Source organism: Comamonas sp. GB3 AK4-5, from assembly GCF_041320665.1.
Taxonomy (GTDB): domain Bacteria; phylum Pseudomonadota; class Gammaproteobacteria; order Burkholderiales; family Burkholderiaceae_C; genus Comamonas.
Window position 1 is genome coordinate 2,260,792 of record NZ_CP166730.1, and the last position, 16,642, is coordinate 2,277,433.

At 60.4% G+C, this 16,642-nt stretch carries 18 protein-coding genes and 1 tRNA gene; 6 read left to right on the forward strand and 13 right to left on the reverse strand.

Annotated elements, in window-relative coordinates; genetic code table 11:
* The first annotated feature begins 1 nt into the window (after window position 1).
* Window positions 2-95 (forward strand) — tRNA-Tyr (locus ACA027_RS10265).
* 275 nt (window positions 96-370) lie between these two features.
* Here the strand turns inward: ACA027_RS10265 and ACA027_RS10270 are convergent.
* The 7 genes from ACA027_RS10270 to ACA027_RS10300 form a co-directional block, all read right to left on the reverse strand.
* On the reverse strand, window positions 371-808 hold the full coding sequence (locus ACA027_RS10270; protein WP_370682279.1) for a tyrosine-type recombinase/integrase: 438 nt from the start codon (window positions 806-808) through the stop codon (window positions 371-373).
* The gene (locus tag ACA027_RS10275) at window positions 712-1,059 is read right to left on the reverse strand and encodes a hypothetical protein (RefSeq protein ID WP_370682280.1); all 348 of its coding nucleotides are present in this window, start codon (window positions 1,057-1,059) and stop codon (window positions 712-714) included. Before ACA027_RS10275 ends, ACA027_RS10270 begins: the two co-directional genes overlap by 97 nt.
* A 21-nt stretch (window positions 1,060-1,080) precedes the next feature.
* Window positions 1,081-1,470, reverse strand: coding sequence for an Arm DNA-binding domain-containing protein (locus ACA027_RS10280; protein ID WP_370682281.1), 390 nt, complete (start codon window positions 1,468-1,470; stop codon window positions 1,081-1,083).
* Window positions 1,431-1,676, reverse strand: a complete 246-nt coding sequence (locus ACA027_RS10285) for an excisionase (protein WP_370682282.1) — start codon at window positions 1,674-1,676, stop codon at window positions 1,431-1,433. The genes ACA027_RS10280 and ACA027_RS10285 overlap by 40 nt, the downstream gene beginning before the upstream one ends.
* A 1,362-nt stretch (window positions 1,677-3,038) precedes the next feature.
* Entirely contained in the window at window positions 3,039-3,227 is a 189-nt protein-coding gene (locus ACA027_RS10290; protein ID WP_370682283.1) for a hypothetical protein, read from the reverse strand.
* Between the two features lie 189 nt (window positions 3,228-3,416).
* Window positions 3,417-3,602 carry an H-NS family nucleoid-associated regulatory protein gene (locus ACA027_RS10295; RefSeq protein WP_370682555.1) on the reverse strand — a complete coding sequence of 62 codons (186 nt, stop codon included), beginning with the start codon at window positions 3,600-3,602 and terminating at the stop codon, window positions 3,417-3,419.
* A 432-nt stretch (window positions 3,603-4,034) separates the two neighbouring features.
* Entirely contained in the window at window positions 4,035-4,220 is a 186-nt protein-coding gene (locus ACA027_RS10300; RefSeq protein WP_370682284.1) for a hypothetical protein, read from the reverse strand.
* Window positions 4,221-5,076: 856 nt separating this feature from the next.
* On the opposite strand from ACA027_RS10300, the gene ACA027_RS10305 reads away from it, so the two are divergent.
* A complete protein-coding gene (locus ACA027_RS10305) occupies window positions 5,077-5,307 on the forward strand; it encodes a hypothetical protein (protein WP_370682285.1) in 231 nt (76 codons plus the stop codon).
* A 201-nt stretch (window positions 5,308-5,508) separates the two neighbouring features.
* Complete coding sequence (locus ACA027_RS10310) at window positions 5,509-5,691, forward strand: Arm DNA-binding domain-containing protein (RefSeq protein ID WP_370682286.1); 183 nt, start codon at window positions 5,509-5,511, stop codon at window positions 5,689-5,691.
* Between the two features lie 156 nt (window positions 5,692-5,847).
* Here ACA027_RS10310 and ACA027_RS10315 read toward each other — a convergent pair whose 3' ends face one another.
* The 6 genes from ACA027_RS10315 to ACA027_RS10340 form a co-directional block, all read right to left on the reverse strand.
* Complete coding sequence (locus ACA027_RS10315) at window positions 5,848-6,204, reverse strand: LexA family protein (RefSeq protein WP_370682287.1); 357 nt, start codon at window positions 6,202-6,204, stop codon at window positions 5,848-5,850.
* Between the two features lie 315 nt (window positions 6,205-6,519).
* Window positions 6,520-6,705, reverse strand: coding sequence for a hypothetical protein (locus ACA027_RS10320; RefSeq protein ID WP_370682288.1), 186 nt, complete (start codon window positions 6,703-6,705; stop codon window positions 6,520-6,522).
* 176 nt (window positions 6,706-6,881) lie between these two features.
* Window positions 6,882-7,670, reverse strand: a complete 789-nt coding sequence (locus tag ACA027_RS10325; RefSeq protein WP_370682289.1) for an IclR family transcriptional regulator — start codon at window positions 7,668-7,670, stop codon at window positions 6,882-6,884.
* A 55-nt stretch (window positions 7,671-7,725) separates the two neighbouring features.
* Window positions 7,726-9,078, reverse strand: coding sequence for an MFS transporter (locus ACA027_RS10330; protein ID WP_370682290.1), 1,353 nt, complete (start codon window positions 9,076-9,078; stop codon window positions 7,726-7,728).
* Between the two features lie 114 nt (window positions 9,079-9,192).
* Window positions 9,193-10,212, reverse strand: a complete 1,020-nt coding sequence (dmpG, locus tag ACA027_RS10335; protein ID WP_370682291.1) for a 4-hydroxy-2-oxovalerate aldolase — start codon at window positions 10,210-10,212, stop codon at window positions 9,193-9,195.
* A gap of 14 nt (window positions 10,213-10,226) precedes the next feature.
* Window positions 10,227-11,117: an acetaldehyde dehydrogenase (acetylating) gene (locus ACA027_RS10340; protein WP_370682556.1), complete on the reverse strand. Its 891-nt coding sequence runs from the start codon at window positions 11,115-11,117 to the stop codon at window positions 10,227-10,229.
* Window positions 11,118-11,715: 598 nt separating this feature from the next.
* Here ACA027_RS10340 and ACA027_RS10345 point away from each other — a divergent pair.
* The 3 genes from ACA027_RS10345 (at window position 11,716) to ACA027_RS10355 (ending at window position 16,501) form a co-directional block, all read left to right on the forward strand.
* Window positions 11,716-13,095: a dicarboxylate/amino acid:cation symporter gene (locus tag ACA027_RS10345; RefSeq protein ID WP_370682292.1), complete on the forward strand. Its 1,380-nt coding sequence runs from the start codon at window positions 11,716-11,718 to the stop codon at window positions 13,093-13,095.
* A gap of 165 nt (window positions 13,096-13,260) precedes the next feature.
* Window positions 13,261-15,144, forward strand: a complete 1,884-nt coding sequence (locus tag ACA027_RS10350) for an ATP-binding protein (protein WP_370682557.1) — start codon at window positions 13,261-13,263, stop codon at window positions 15,142-15,144.
* The gene (locus ACA027_RS10355) at window positions 15,137-16,501 is read left to right on the forward strand and encodes a sigma-54-dependent transcriptional regulator (protein ID WP_370682293.1); all 1,365 of its coding nucleotides are present in this window, start codon (window positions 15,137-15,139) and stop codon (window positions 16,499-16,501) included. Before ACA027_RS10350 ends, ACA027_RS10355 begins: the two co-directional genes overlap by 8 nt.
* Window positions 16,502-16,642: the final 141 nt, after the last annotated feature.

A 16,642-nucleotide genomic window follows, 5' to 3' on the forward strand; every position in this document is an offset into this window, starting at 1 on the left:
AGGAGCGTGCCAGAGCGGCTTAATGGGCGCAGCGCCTGTAAAGGACTGCGCGGGTATCAATGATGACCTCACAGGTTCGAATCCTGTCGTTCCCTGTATTGCCGCATCTGATCTGTAAGGAAAGAGCCCCGGAGCCTTGATGGTGTCGGGGCTATTTTTGTGCTTTGAGTGTCAGTCAGTGTCGGGTGTTTTTCTTGATTCGCACAGCTTTCGCACCGATTCGGTGCAAACCCGCACATAGCCTAGTGCGGGCTGCGGTTCAATTCCCGCCAGCCCAGCAAATGCAAGGTGTAGGCCGGTTTTCTTTTGCCAAACCGGTGTGTGTTGGTGCACAGAAATGCACCAAAAATGCACCAGGAATGCACCGATCTCAGTTGACGGCCTGCAAGGCAACCTTTGGCTTCTGGTAGTCCTCGCGGATGAACTTGCCGTAAGTGCGGAAGACCATCTCCACATCCTCATGCCCCAGCTGCTGGGCCACATACCAGGGGTTGGCCCCGGCCGTGAGCAGGGTGGAGGCGTAGGTGTGCCGTAGCTGATAGGGGTTTCGGTACGGGATGCCGGCGCGCTCCATCAGCGGCAGCCACAGCGTTTTACGCACCTGGGCATCGGTTTCCCACGGCTGCATGGTTCTTGGATTCAGCCAAATCCTGGGCCCACGGGCTTTGCTGATCAGCTGCTGGGCCTGCAGCGCCTCGAGAGCGTCGCTGTTTAGGTCGATATCCCGGATGCCGGCCGCCGTCTTTGCTGGGCCTGGAGCTCCCCAGGTCGCAGGCCGGTGTTCAGCCAGTATTGAATGGTGGGCCACTCATCGCTACGACAGGCTTGCAGCAGCATGGCTCGCTCGGCCTGGGTGAATGGCTGGATCACATAGTCGCTGGCCTTGCTGTTTTGGCGGATCAACTTGGCCAGGGCGATACGGTCAAATGGATTGAATTCGATCAGCTCATCATTCAGCGCATCTTCGAAACCGCTGCGCAATGGGGTCAGCAAGTTGCGTATGGCCTTGCTCGTGCAATCCATCGAGCTGATCCAGTCGCGCAGCGCCGAAGGCGTCACTTCACGCAGCTGCTTTCCGTGTCAGGTCTTCATCCTAGCGCTGTTGATAGCCTTGGCGTAGCCGTTGTAGGTGGCAGGGGACATCTTCCCGTTCTTCACCTGTTTTTCATAGAGTTCCAGCTGGTCCTGCAGCTTCTTCTCCATGCGGCAGCTTTCCTTTTCTGGTGTACGGGCCTTGGGGTTGTCCGGGAAGTACTCGGCATAGACAAACGTGCCATCGGCAATCCGGCGCTTGATCTCTGCGCGGAGGTTGGCCGCATATTGAATGCTGGACTTGTTGACTGGGCCGGGAGGCAGCAGCTCCCGGCATTGCTGCTTTTGCCAGGTAAAGGCAATTTGGATGCGCTGGACAGAGGCTTGCTCGCGGAGCGTTATGCCGGGCGGCGTGGCGATATTTGGCTTTGGATCCATTGGTCTGCTTCCTTGATGTTCACATAGAGGCGGCGCGCGACGACGGCGCAGTGCTTGCCATCCAGCCAGCGGCGGTTATGGATGGCCATGGGCGTGACGCCGGTCAGCTCTTCGAATTTCTCGGCCAGTACCCAGTCGGCACTGGTGCCCGCGCCGGTGGGCACGTTATTGCTACCTGCAATGGCAGCTGCTTCAGCTTGTTTCATCTCTTTCTCCGAATGAAAACAAGAAGCCCCGCTCAATGGCGGGGCTGGTTTGTATGGCGCCTCAATGGGGGGCTCGCTTGTTTTGCAGTGCTGACTAGTTCTACGGCTTATGTCGGCTTGTCTGTATTGCTGAAAGTCTTGCTATTGGTGTGTCGAATTTTTCAACCACACCTTAAAAATACTCCAGCCTGTTGTGTGCAGGGTGGCACAGTGTCGGCGCGGGATCTGCATGGCCAGCTTGGTCCAACGCGATACCTGTGCCGTAGCAAACAAAGCACGGCCCATTTCTCCTAAACATCCCATTCCTCTCTTTGTATTAATGGCGCGTATTGTTAACAAAATTTAATGTTCTGTACTGAGGTATTTAAAGGCAGCCTTGACCCTTGTCTACCTGAGTGTCTGCATATCAGCTTTTTGTCAGATTCATGCTGTTTTGAGTGGCCATGGAGTGCTCCAAAATAAAAGGCACGTTGGTGGGCGGGTCTGGGGATTAGGAGACCATCAGCGTGCCAGCTCGATAAGCCACTCGGCCAGTGGTAGCCGCGTGTGCTCTCGTTTGGCTTTGGTGATATGGAGTCTTGATTTATGGCGTCTCCTGCTTGGGATAATAAGGGAGGACTCTCCAGGAATAAAAGGAAGGTCGGGAATCTCATGCAACCCACGATGTAGAGCAGCGTCGCTTTCTCCGCTCGAGCTCCCCAGCAGTGTTGGTGAATGGGGTGCGTCCACCCTCCATATTTCCCGAGCTGGGATGGCTCGGAAGGTCCAGATTTTGTCCAAAGTTGTGAACCCGCGGGGTGTTCATGAACGCCACCCCACAGGTGGATTTTCTGTACTGCCCACGTTGCCAGAAGACGTTCGCCTTTGCATGGATTTGAAAACAGATGCAGCCTTCCCCAAGCGCGGCACGGAGGGTGGGCAACAACAGGGCTGCCACCTGACCAATTGCGAGCATCGTGCTCGGCATCCCATGCCTCCACATCGGCAAGGGACTTGTAGTCGCTGCCTGAGCGGTGGAATAGCACGGCAACGGTTTTCATTCAGGGCTATAGAAAAGAAAAAGCCCGCGCGGCTTGGGCCGTGCGGGCTGAAATAAACCCCCACTATCAAGTGGTAACAGTTTTTCAGGGGGGCATTTAACCCCAAAAAATCGGGGCTTAATTAAGCGTCACGATTTACCATGTACTCGTCCTCTAAGATAGCTATTTCCTCTTTGGTCAGAGGTTTGCTCGCGGAATTCTGAGGGAGTGGTTCTATTTGTGAGCCGTGGGAGAAAATGCTTTCAACTGCAGCATAAATTTTTTCCCATAGTGTGAGTGGAAGTGTGAACATATCTACCTCGATCTGTCTATTCGGATGCCGCTATCGCTTTGGCACTGCATTTTTTTGCCGAGAATCCGTTTGATCTTTATGCGGCTGAATGTGATTTTTGTTTTTTGGATCATCTGGCGTGCGGTGATAGTCATCGCGATGTACGGCGTGGCTGTCGACATCTGGAAGATGTTCTTTTCGGCTTTGAATATTGTGAATTGTTTTATCGGTGTACTGCATTTGGACCTCCGGTCCTTGTTGTCAATTAGGATTAACTGACTTATTCACAATACTCCAATTTATGGTAAAAAACCGTCCGTGTAACAATACTTACAATATATAGACCATGGTGTATTAATGGCATTGGAAATTAAAGAGATCAGGACAGGCTGCAGCCTGTGCTCATGCCCCCGTTTGCTGCTGGGGTAATCAGATAGGCCTCGCGGGCTTGCCGCGAATCCACGCTGGTTCGTTTCCGCGCCCGGTCCAGGTATTGCCGGTTTCCGGGTTGCGGCTGTTGGCCGACACGGAGCCCGTGGCACTGCGAGTTGTTGCCCACGGATTGATGGCAGGCGCACCGCAGCTTTGCTGCATTGCTGGTCTGGTTGCGCGCATTGATGATTGCGCGGTGCTTGTGTCGGTACCGGGCTTCGGTTTGCCTGCATTCACGGCAGGTTTCTCGGCCGCTACACCGCCAGGTCGCGGCCACGGCGGTCAGTGACCGGCACCTAGCGCACGGTGCAAAACCCCTGCTCGGGCAGCAGCCAGCAGCCAGCGGGTAGTGCCGACGGTGGTGGTCACTTTTTCGCTTTTCCAACCGAGGTATTCGGCCAGCCCCGTAACGGTCATGGGCCCTGCTGCTTTGAGAGCGTGAACACGCTCTGAGGGGGCACGACCTGAGATCGGTTGATGGGTTGGAATTTCATTCTTGATCGGCAAAGAAAAAGCCCGATGCAGGGGCGAGCGGGTATCAGATGGGTATGTCGGTCATGAGGCCGGCAGCCCTCAGGCAGATGCCGGATCAGGCGAAGAGATGGAACAAGGCTTTCACGGCAGCCCCCTCTGGCACTCGGCCATGGTGCTGTCGATCCACACGCCGACCAGACCTGGCGGGCAGGCTGCGCTGGGTACGGCCATGGGCAACACGTCAGGCTCAGCCGTGGGGCCGGCCACGGCACTCAGGCCCAGGGCCAGTAGGGGGGCGATGGCCCAAGGTGTGATGCTGTTGGACATGGGGCAGTCCTTTCAGATGGCATCGGCGCTGAGCTCCATCACCTGGGGTGATTCGGTGGTCAGCTGCTGGCGGGCGCGGCTAGGTGCAGAGGAAAGGGGGGCATGGGCACAAAAGCCCACTATGTGCGAGCTTGGGGGGGCGGTGGTGGGCGGCTTCTGTGGCGCACCAGGTGCTGGTGCCGAAGGGGGCGACCTGTGCTGGCAGAATGGGGCGCGGACCCTCGTCAAAGCGCTCGGCGGCCGCGCCACGCAGGCGGCCAAAGTTGCAGCGGTAACGACTGGACATGGTGTTTCTCCAAAAAAGAAAAACCCACCGAGCGTGGGCAGGGTGGGCAAGGTCGCATGAAGCGACTCACAAGAAGAAAAAAGCCGGCGCCTTGCGGCTATCTGGGGAAAGAGAAGGGCGGGAGGAAGAGGAGAACCCCCAGACCCGGCGAAAAATCAAACTTGAGCACCTACGGCGTATATGCTCAATCAAGCTTGGCCCGGGCTGTGCCGGGCTCAGCTAGAACGGTTTCACGTCCTTACTGTCATTTCATATGAATACAACGCGCAAGTATGGTTTTTCGGGCGAGCGTGTCAGGAAATAACGCTAGGCATATATAGCCAAGCCGCAGGGCCTTCTGCTGTGGTCAAGAAAAAAGCCCACACATTGCGGGCTTGGCAAGTTGTGAGTCGGTGTTGAGAAGCTCAGAGTATCTGTACAGCATTGCTGTAGGTGGTTTCTGTACACCGGCCAGGCGTTGCCTCCTACATTTGTAATTGCCCTAATGAAAAAGTCCGATAGCATTAAAAATACGAATCACATCTTGTCTAACATCATATATGCTGAAATCTTTGTTAGCAGAGGTTTCAAATGGATGGAAAGCGTAAGTTTTTAAGTATCCAGTCAAGCTTTGACAAGGGTGGCTACATGCATCTTTTTGCCATTGCGGATGATGGCACTGCTTGGTCTGCTCTGGCATTGGGCAAGACACCCAACGCGATCCAGTGGACACAAGTCTCGCCGCTGCCCGATGTAAATATGACTACGGCAGCCGTGGACAATGTATCGATACTGAGCCGCCATTTTGCAAAAGCCTCATAACGCAATTTAAATCTTATGTATCTATAAGATTTATGGAATCGTTCCGGTTTTGAACTGACCCCGGGGTGATTCAATGCGTTGGGCAACTTGCCCCCTGCTTCCCACTGAAACCCAATAGACATGCGGCTTGCAGCCCACGGGCTGGAGGGAACGGGCAGGGACTCTGTCCTCCACCCTGGAGCTGCTGCCCATGTATGACCGATGCTCAGTGTCGTCCGTGTCGAGCGAGAGCAAGCACGCTTCACTGACCCAGATGGCCTGTACCTTCAAGTGAGTCCCAAGGGCTCCAAGCGCTGGTTCAGCAAATATAGGGCCGAAGGCAAAGAAAAGCAGCTGGCCCAGGGCTGCTCACTGGGGCGCAGGCCCGTGTTCAACCAGTACTGATTCAGGCATTCGAGGGGATTTCTGCTGGTATGACAGCGGAGAAGCTTGCTGGATTGTTTTTTGTGGCGACTCCCGCCGATGGCGCCGCATTTCGGTGCGGGCCTTTTTTGGGGACTACGCTCTTGGTCTGTGGGATGGTTTTGGCAGAGCGCCGTTCTACGTCTGGCGAAAGCGGCGCACGCTGTTGGTGACCACCCCCCAGATTTCGATATCCTGACCTGCCCCAAGGTGGATGCTGGGGTAAGCGGGGTTTTCTGCTTGCAGGGCGAACAAGCCATCACTGCAGCTATAGCGTTTGCAGGTGAACTCTCCGTCCACCCGAGCGATGACGATGTCGCCGTGCAGCGGCGCCAGGTATCTGTCCACAACAAGCAGGTCTCCATCGAAGATACCCGCGTCTTCCATGCTGTCGCCAGTTGCCCGTTGTATGAAGGTGCGCAGCGGATGCCGCACCAGTTCCTTGGCCAGGTCCATGTGGATGCTGGAGGGCGCTTTGGTGGGGCGGTCCAGCATTGGAAGAGGCATGGGGCTGGCACTGATGGGGACGGGCAGACCCGCGAGGACGCGATTGCTTTGCATGGCATAACTGTAAGCGCATACAGTATTGTGCTGTCAAGCGGGTGGGCATGCTTCCAACTGCATTTGCAGCAATCCTCGGCGCAACGTGGGCTTGTCATGGGGGTGAGACACCATGACCACGCCTTCATGGCCCAGCAGCGGGGCCGCGGGCTGAGTCAATGCGCAGGTGCTCTCTCTCAGAAAAGAAAAAAGCCCTGCAGGGCAGGGCTTGTGCGCAGGGAGGGCCGTAAAGCTGCGCTCAGCAGGCTTTTACTCCGTCTTGCCACGGCCTCGGTAGTCCAGGTCCGTTGCCGAGTAGCTTCCACGCTGGCGCCAGTCCATTTGCACAGGGCCTGCGTGTCCTGGTGGGTAGGTGATGCGTTCTTGCTCGCGCTGGAATTCCCATCGCTTTTGCTCCACGGAGTGATGAACGGTGGAAGCTTTCTTTTTGCTCATGGAGTGTCGCTCTCGGGAAAGTTGTCTAACTTTGCAGACAGTACAGTGATAAGACGCTCTAGTCCAGTGGCTGGATGGAACAGCAGGTCACCCTTCGGCCATATGCAGCCCAAAGCAAGATGGCTGCGCGCAAGCTCCCGGGCATGCAAGGCGTGGCCCTGGTCGTGTGTCGGGGGTTACGCTGCAGCGGCACCGAGCTGCAAACTGATCTTGCGCGCCACTTCCTGCACCAAGGGAATCACCTCGCGCATGCGGGCTTCATCGGTGTAGGTGACCGTGCTTGTCACGCTGATCGATGCCACGATCTCCCCGCTGGCATCGCGTACCGGCGCACCCACGCAGCGTATGCCATCCACGTTCTCGCCCATGTCAAAGGTATAGCCATTGGCGGCATAGCTTGCCATGGCGGCCAGCCATTCTTCCAGAGGCAGTGGTCCTGCAAGCCCCTTGGCGGCTTCTTGCTCGTAGCGCTGCTTCCAGGCCGTGCGGCCCTGATCGAGAATCAGCGCCTTGCCTACGCTGGTGCAGCACACCGGTTTGCGGCCGCCGATACGGGTGTTGACCTCGATAGGACGTTGGCTGCCAATCTTGTCGAGGTAAATAATGCCTTCGTCCTCGTCCAGCGCAGCCAGATGCACCGTGTCCTGGGTCTGTGCGGCAAGCTCTTCCAGAAAGGGGCGGGCCGTCGTGGTGACGGCGGATTCGCGGAAGGCCATAAAGCCCAGCTCCACCAGCCTGCTACCCAGCCGGTAGCCCTTGCGTGGTTCGAAATGCAGGTAGCGGATCTGCACCAGCGCCGATGCGAGCCGGTGCGTGGTGCTGAAGGTGATGCCTGTTTTCTCAGAGATGTCCTTGACCGTGCGGTAGCCGTCGGCGACGGCACTCACGATGTCCAGGCCACGGAACAGGGTCTGGCTGGCAAAGGGCTTGGCTGGCTTGGCAGCCTTGGTGGTGGAGGTGTTCATAGCAGGGGAGAGGCCTGGGTGATGAGGTCGTCAGCACCCATGCCGCGCCTCGGGATCACGCATCCAGCGGTTGTCCAGTACGGTCCTTGGTGAAGCTGATGGCGACCAGCGAGACCAGCGCACACAGGACAATGAAGATGGCCACCGGCACATAGCTGCCATGATAGCGAGCCACCAGCGCCGTAGCGATCAAAGGCATGGGCCCTCCGACCAAGGCTGCGCCCACTTGATAGCCCAGCGAGATGCCGGTGTAGCGCACATTGGGCGGGAAGCTCTCTGCAAAAAAGGTGCCGAGCACCGAGCCGTAGGTGGACCAGATGATGGAAAAGCCAATCACCACCGCGATGGTCGAAACCAGCGCCGAGCCCTGGTTCAACAGCCAGAAGTAGGGGCCGGCATAGATGGCAATGGCGATGGTGCCCAGAATGAACACCTTTTTGCGACCGATGCGGTCCGACAGCGCGCCAAAGTACAGCATCACCGGCACGGCAATCAGCGCCGCGATCAGCACCACGTTCAAGGCGTCCACACGCTGGTAGCCCAGGCTCACCAAGTAAGAGATGGTGAAGGTGGCGAACAGAAAGAAGGTGGAGGTCTCGACAAACTTCGCGCCGATGGCAATCAGCACCGGGCGCCAGTGTTGGGTCAGCGTTTCCATCAAAGGCATGCGCTTGTGCTCCGCGCCCTTGGGATTGGCCTTGACCTCGGCGGCCACCTTGCGAAACGAGGGGGTTTCTTCCACCTTGTTGCGAATCCACATGCCGATCAGCACCAGCACGATGGACAGCACAAAGGGAATGCGCCAGCCATAGGACAGAAAGGCCTCTTCCGAGAACACGGTGCTCAGGCCCGATGTGGCCAGATTGCCCAGTGCCAGGCCGAACAGTGCGCCAGTCTGTGGCACCGCGCCAAAGAAGCCGCGTTTGTGGGCGGGCGAGTACTCCACTGCCAGCAGCACGCCGCCACCCCATTCGCCGCCCAATGCCAGGCCCTGCAGCAAGCGCAACACGGTCAGCATAATGGGCGCCCAGATGCCGATCTGGGCATAGGTGGGCGTGAGGCCGATGAGCACCGTGGACAGACCCATGATGGACAGCGTGATGACCAGGGTCTTCTTGCGGCCCACGCGGTCGCCGATGTGGGCGAACACGACGCCGCCAATGGGACGGATCAAAAAGGCGAGCGCAAACGAAGCCAGGGCCAGCAGCTGGCTGGTGATGGGGTCGTCGGCCGGGAAGAATAGCTTGGCGAACACAATGGACGACATAGTCCCGTACAGGAAATAGTCGTACCACTCGATGGTGCTGCCCACTGCGCTACCGAAAAGGGCGCGGCGGCGGTCGGTATCGCTGATGGTGGCTTCGGTGTTGCGCTCCTGCGCTGCCGGGGGGAGTTGTGTAGCAGTCATTGGTTTGTCTCTTGGGTGTTTGGCCGACGCAAACGCCTGTGGTGCCGCCAGGCACACCGCAAAGATGTGCCTGTGGCGATCGCAAGTGCCTGCCCGGTTTTTATTTTTCGGTGCTCAGGTGCGCTGTTTGAGCAGGTCCAGCGCCACGTCCACAATCATGTCTTCCTGTCCACCGACCATGCGGCGCTTGCCCAGTTCGACCAGGATGTCCACCGTCTTGATGTGGTACTTGGCGGCCGCTGCCTCGCTGTGGCGCAGGAACGAGCTGTACACACCGGCATATCCCAGTGCCAGCGTCTCGCGGTCCACGCGCACCGGGCGGTCCTGCAGGGGGCGCACGATGTCGTCGGCCGCATCCATGAGCTGGTACAGGTCGGTGCCATGGTTCCAGCCCATGCGGTCGATGGCGGCGATGAAGGCCTCCAGGGGGGCATTGCCAGCGCCCGCGCCCATGCCTGCCAGGCTGGCATCCACGCGGTCACAGCCTTCTTCCACGGCCACGATGGAGTTGGCCACACCCAGGCTCAGGTTGTGGTGGGCATGCATGCCGGTATGGGTTTCGGGCTGGAGCACTTCCTTGAAGGCGCGAAAGCGGTCACGCACATCCTGCATGCCCAGGGCGCCGCCCGAATCCACCACATAGCAGCAGGTCGCGCCATAGCTCTCCATGAGCTTGGCCTGCTGGGCCAGCGTCTGGGGCGTGGTCATATGGCTCATCATCAAAAAGCCCACGGCCTCCATACCCAGCTTGCGGGCGTATTCGATGTGCTGGCGGGAGACATCGGCCTCGGTGCAGTGCGTGGCCACGCGCACCACGCGCACGCCGGCTTCGTAGGCGTTCTTCAGGTCGTGCACGGTGCCTATGCCGGGCAGCAGCAGCGTGGCGATCTTGGCGTTCTGAACGACGCTGGCCACGCCCTCTATCCATTCGAGGTCGGTGTGCGCGCCAAAGCCGTAGTTGAAGCTGGAGCCCTGCAGGCCGTCGCCGTGCGCCACTTCGATGGAGTCGACGCCGGCCTCGTCCAACGCCTTGGCAATCTGCTTGGCTTGCTCCACGCTGTATTGGTGGCGGATGGCATGGCTGCCATCGCGCAGCGTCACGTCGGAGATGTAGATTTTTTTGCTTGGATTCATGGTGTGTGCTCCTCTCAAGCGCGTGCAGCAGCGGCCAGCATGCGTTCGGCCATATGTTCTGCGGTGCGCAGGCCGGCGCTGGTCATGATGTCCAGATTGCCTGCGTAAGCAGGCAGGTAGTGGGCCGCACCCTCGACCTCCAGGAAGATGGAAGTCTTCAGCCCGGTGAGGGCATCGCCCACGCCGGGAATGCGGATGGGCTGGGCAATGCGGTCAAACTGCACTTGCTGCTTGAGGCGGTAGCCGGGCACATAGGCCTGTACTGCGGCCGCCATCTCCTCGACCGACCGGGCGATGGCGGCTTCATCCGCCAGCTCGCTCAGCGTGTAGACCGTGTCGCGCATGATCAGCGGAGGCTCGGCCGGGTTCAGCACGATGATGGCCTTGCCCTTGCTGGCGCCGCCCACCACTTCGATGGCCTTGGAGGTTGTCTCGGTGAACTCGTCGATATTGGCGCGGGTGCCGGGGCCTGCGCTCTTGCTGGAGATGGACGCCACGATCTCGCCGTAATGCACCTTGGCCACGCGCGAGACGGCCGCCACCATGGGGATGGTGGCCTGGCCACCGCAGGTGACCATGTTCACATTCAGCGCGTCCAGATGGGCCGCGCCATTGACCACCGGGATGCAATAAGGGCCTATCGCTGCGGGTGTGAGATCCACCATGCGAATGCCGGGCTTGAGCGCGCGCAGCAAGGCGTCGTTGTGCACATGGGCGCCGGCACTGGTGGCATCGAAGACGAAGTCGATGTCCTGGAACACGGGCAGGCGGGTCAGGCCCTCCACCCCTTCGTGCGTGGTGGCCACGCCCATGCGCGCAGCGCGGGCCAGACCGTCTGACTGTGGGTCAATGCCCACCATGGCCCCCATTTCGATGTGTTGGCCGTGGCGCAGGATCTTGATCATCAGATCCGTGCCGATGTTGCCGCTGCCGATGATGGCAGCCTTGAGTTTGCGTTGGGCGGTGACCACGTTGCTCCTTCCGTTTCCTAAACAGCTTCTGTGCTTTCTTGGAGGGCGAGTGTAGGTGGAATTTTTTGAAATATCAATATGTGAGTATTGATCTCATATATTGAGAGATGTGCCGAAAATCTCAATATTCCATATTGAGTGGAGAAAAATGGAAGAAGCCTTGGGGAGGGCGGTGACGCTGTACGCGAGAAGCTGCTGGTGCGGCCCGGCATGGCCGGCATCTTGTCCAGTGAGTCGTGGGGCGTTCGGTTTTCCGAATATTTGGCGGGTGAGGGGTGACGGAAAACCGTCGATCCTTATGCGAAAAAGTTAGGCGCACATAAGAAAATCATATGGTTAGCGTGAAAACAAGGGCTGGCACGGCATTTGCAAAAAGACCCTACCCGCCAGCGGCTGCAAGCCGGCTGGTGTGCGAAGCCGGGAGACAAGCCGGCCTTCGGCAACTGGCTTGGTCCGTTCGCTGAAGGCGCGGTGCGGTGGGCAGCTCCACCGGTGTGCTTTCCAGTCCGACAACTATTCCAAATAGACACGCATGAAACTCAACCGTTTGACCTCGATGGTCCTGATCGCCCTGGTGGCCGGTGTCCTGGTGGGCTATGCCTGCCACCGCCTGGTGCCTGACAGCGAAGCCGCGCATGATCTGGCTGGCTACTTCACGCTGCTGGCCGACATCTTTCTGCGCATGATCAAGATGATCATCGCGCCGCTGGTGTTCTCCACCTTGGTGGTGGGCCTGGCCAATATGGGCGATGCCAAGACCGTGGGCCGTATCGGTAGTCGGGCCTTGGGTTGGTTCATCATGGCCTCGTTCTGCTCGCTGGTCATCGGTCTGGTGCTGGCCAATGTGCTGCAGCCCGGCCACAACCTGGGTGTGCCGCTGCCGCAAAGTGCCGATAGCCTGGGTCTGCAGACTTCTTCGCTGAATCTGAAGAACTTCATCACCCATGTCTTTCCCAAGAACTTCTTCGAGGCCATGGCCACCAATGAGGTGCTGCAGATTTTGGTGTTTGCACTGTTCTTCGGTATTGCGTTGGGCCAGTTGCACCACCAGTCCGCACGCTCGCTGGTCAACACCATGGACGAGGTGGTCCATGTGATGCTCAAGGTCACCGACTATGTGATGCGCTTCGCCCCGGTGGGCGTGTTTGGCGCCGTGGCCGGTGCCATCACCGTCGAAGGCCTGGGCATGTTGTCGGTGTTCGGCAAATTCATGCTGAGTTTTTATGTGGCGCTGGCCGTGCTGTGGCTGCTGCTGGTGGGCGCTGGCTACCTGGTGCTGGGCAAGGACGTGTTCCGACTGATCAAGCTGATCCGTGGACCGCTGCTGGTGGGTTTTTCGACCGCCAGCAGTGAATCGACCTATCCCAAGCTGATGGAGCAGCTCGAGCGCTTCGGCATCAAGCCGCGCGTGACGGCCTTTGTGCTGCCGCTGGGGTATTCGTTCAACCTGGACGGCTCGATGATCTACACCACCTTTTTGGCGATCTTCATTGCCCAGGCCTACGGCATCGAGATGTCGCTGGCCTCGCAGGTCACCATGCTGCTGGTGTTGATGGTCTCCAGCAAGGGCATTGCCGGTGTGCCGCGTGCTTCGCTGGTGGTGGTGGCTGCTGTGCTGCCCATGTTCAATCTGCCCGAGGCCGGCATCTTGCTGATTCTGGGTATCGACCATTTCCTGGACATGGGCCGCACTTTCACCAATGTGCTGGGCAATGCGATTGCCACCGCCGTGGTGGCCAAGTGGGAAGGTGCCGTCGACCCGAATGCCGCGTTGGCGGATGACGAGGACGAAACCCCGCTGGCAGCGCATGCCGAACCCACGCAGCCCCTTGCCGCAGCCGAGCCTGTTGCACCTGGCTTGTCTGTGCAGATGGCCAGCGAGGTCGCGCCCGGCCCGCGTCAGCCGTCCTGAGCGCGCGTGCCTGAGTCCTTGCACCCCGCCACCGCAGCGCACGAGGCAGCGCCTGAGCCTGCCGCGTCGCTGCTAGCATTGCTTGTGGCACAAGAAACACCTCCTTCTCCTCCCTGGCGCCGCCGGTTGCGCCGCCTGCTGCTCACCGTGCTGGTACTCGGCCTGATGGCGCTCAGCGGTCTGGCGGCCTTTCAACTGGCCCAGCGCATGGGCCTGGCCGAGGTGCGGGCCACCGGCATGCACCGGCTGGACCTGTATGCCGCCAGCCTGCAGCGTGAAATTGGCAAATACGCTTTTCTGCCCGGCGTGCTGGAGCTGGAGTCTGATGTGCAAGGCCTGCTGGCCCCAGCCAGTGACGAGGCCGCACGTGCCAGCTATGCGGCCAAGGTCAACAACTACCTGGAGCAACTCAACGAGCGCGCCGGCACGCTGGCCGCCTATGTGATCAATACCCAGGGCCGGGTGGTGGCGGCCAGCAACTGGCGGCGGGCCGACGGTTATTTGGGGGAGGACCTGTCTTTTCGCCCCTATTTTCTGGATGCCATGCGCAATGGCAGCGGCCGGGTCTTCGGCATAGGCACCACACGTGGTGAGCCTGGTTACTACCTGGCCTCGGCACTGAGCGACAGCCAGCAAACATTGGGCGTGGCCGTCATCAAGGTCAGCCTGGACCAGTTGGAGCAATCCTGGGCCACGGTGGAAGCGCCGGTGCTGGTCACTGACGAGCATGGGGTGGCCATTCTCAGCTCGGTGTCAGACTGGAAATTCAGCACCCTGCGCCCGCTGGACGAGGCCGCACGCGCTGCCTTCGAGCAGTCACAGCAATACAGCCGCCGTGCACTCCAGCCCTTGGGCCTGCAAATTGTGCGTGAGTTGGGCAATGGCGCGCGCCTGGTGCGCCTGGCCCGCAGCGGGCAGGAGATGGCCACCATGTTCCCCGTCAGCGGTCAGTTTCTGGCGCAGTCGCGCCTGCTGCCCGGCACGCCGTGGACGCTGACCGTGCTCTCCCATTTGGAGCAGGTGGAGCAAGTGGCGCAAAGCCGTGCGCTGGCTGCGGCCATTGCGGCGGCGTTTTTGTCACTGCTGGCCTTGATGCTCAATGAGCGCCGCCGCCACCTGCGTGATCGCCTGGCTGCCCGTGAGGCCCTGCAGTCCGCCAACGATGCGCTGGAGCGCAAGGTGGCTCGGCGTACGGCCGATCTGTCTGCTGCCAACCAGCAGCTGCAGGACGAGGTGGCCGAACGCATACGCACCGAGGCCACGCTGCGCGCCGCCCAGGACGAGCTGGTGCAGGCCGGCAAGCTGGCGGTGATAGGGCAGCTCTCGACCGGCATCGCCCATGAGCTCAACCAGCCGCTGACGGCGCTGCGCACGCTCTCGGGCAACAGCCTGAAGTTTCTGGAGCGCGGCGACACCGCCACCACCCGGGTCAATCTGGAGCGCATCTCCCAACTGGCCGACCGCATGGGCCACATCACCGGCCAGCTGCGCAGCTTTGCCCGCAAATCCAGCGGCGAGCGCCAGCGCGTGCCGCTGGGCCAGGCGCTGGACAACGCGCTGTCCGTGCTGGAGGCGCGCGTACAGCATGGCGGTGTGCAGCTGCGCTTTGACGTGGCCCGGCCCGAGCCCGTGGCCTGGTGCGACGGCAATCGCATCGAGCAGGTGCTGGTGAACCTGATCCACAACGCGCTCGACGCCATGGAGGGCTGTGAGCAGCCTTGTCTGGAGGTGCATTGCCGCACCCAGGGCGACCAGGTGCTGCTGTGCGTGCGCGACCATGGCCCCGGCCTGAGCGAGGCCGCGCAGGCCCGCTTGTTCGAGCCCTTTTTCACCACCAAGGAGCCCGGCGTGGGCCTGGGGCTGGGGTTGCCGCTGTCGGCCGGCATTGTGCGCGACTGCGGAGGCAGTCTGACGGGGGCCAACCACCCGCAGGGCGGTGCCATCTTCACCCTGGTCTTGCCGCTGGCGCCGCCTGCATCGGCAGCCGCCGTATCCGCTGCACCGGGGGCACCACCCACCGAGGGGTTGGATAATGAGCGCCATGAGTGAAGCCTCCATGTCCGATGTGTCCAGCAGCCCGGCGCTGCGCGTGCTGATCATCGAGGACGACCCGGACATCGTGCTCGGCTGTGAGCAGGCATTGCAGCTCGAAGGCATTGCCTGCGAGAGCGTGGGCAGTGCCGAGGCCGGCCGCAAGCGGCTGACGCCGGACTACCCCGGCATTGTGGTCAGCGACATCCGCTTGCCCAAGCAGGACGGCATGGCGCTGCTGCGTGATCTGATGGCCTTTGATGCCGAGCTGCCCGTGGTGCTGATCACCGGCCACGGTGACATCTCCATGGCCGTGCAGGCCATGAAGGACGGCGCGCATGACTTCATCCAGAAGCCTTTTGCGCCGGAGCAACTGGTGGCAGTGGTGCGCCGCGCCCTGGAGCGCCGCCGCCTGGTGCTGGAAGTGCGTGGGCTGCGTCAGCAGCTGCAGCACAAGGACAGCCTGGAGCAGCAGCTGATTGGCCGTGCACCCAATATGCAGCAGCTGCGCCAGACCTTGCTGGGCCTGGCCAGCAGCGCGGCCGACGTGTTGATCCACGGTGAGACCGGCACCGGAAAGGAACTGGTGGCACGCTGTCTGCACGAGGCCAGCAGCCGCCAGGGTGGCAACTTTGTGGCGGTGAATTGCGGCGGTCTGCCGGACACGCTGTTCGACAGCGAAATGTTTGGCAGCGAGGCCGGGGCTTATACCGGCGCGGGCAAGCGGCGTATCGGCAAGATCGAGCATGCCAGCGGCGGCACCTTGTTCCTGGACGAGATCGAGAGCATGCCCATGGCCATGCAGATCAAGCTGCTGCGCGTGTTGCAGGAGCGTGTGGTGGAGCGCCTGGGCTCCAACCAGCTCATTCCCATCGACTGCCGCGTGGTGGCTGCCACCAAGGTGGACCTGCTGGAGCTCAGCCGCCAGGGGCTTTTTCGGGCCGACCTGTACTACCGGCTGAACGTTGCCACGCTGGCATTACCACCGCTGCGCGAGCGCCGTGAGGACATCCCGCTGCTGTTCGAGCACTTCGCCCTGCAGGCCGCCGCCCGCCACCAGCGCCCGCTGCCGGAGTTGACGGCGGGCCGCATACAGCAGCTCATGGGCTATGACTGGCCCGGCAATGTGCGTGAGCTGCGCAACGCGGCGGAGCGCCTGGTGCTGGGCATCGAAGCAGGCGGCCCACCCTTTGGCGCTGCCAGCAGCGACGCTGGCGCCCAACCCCTGGCGCAGAGCGTGGAATCCTTTGAGCGCGCTCTGATCGCCGATGCCTTGCGCCGCCACGGCGGCAACCTCACACGTGCGGCCGAGTCGCTGGCCGTGGCCAAGACCACGCTGCACGACAAGGTGCGCAAATATGGCTTGGAGCGCTGAGCCCGCGCGGGCAGGCTGCTAATGATTTCAGGAGCTGCCAACGCTGATATAGACTGGATCTCACGGTGTTTTTTTCCGGAAACCCAAGGTATAAAAGCAGCAATAGCTCATTATTTTGAAGAGCCTCTTCATCTGCCCTGC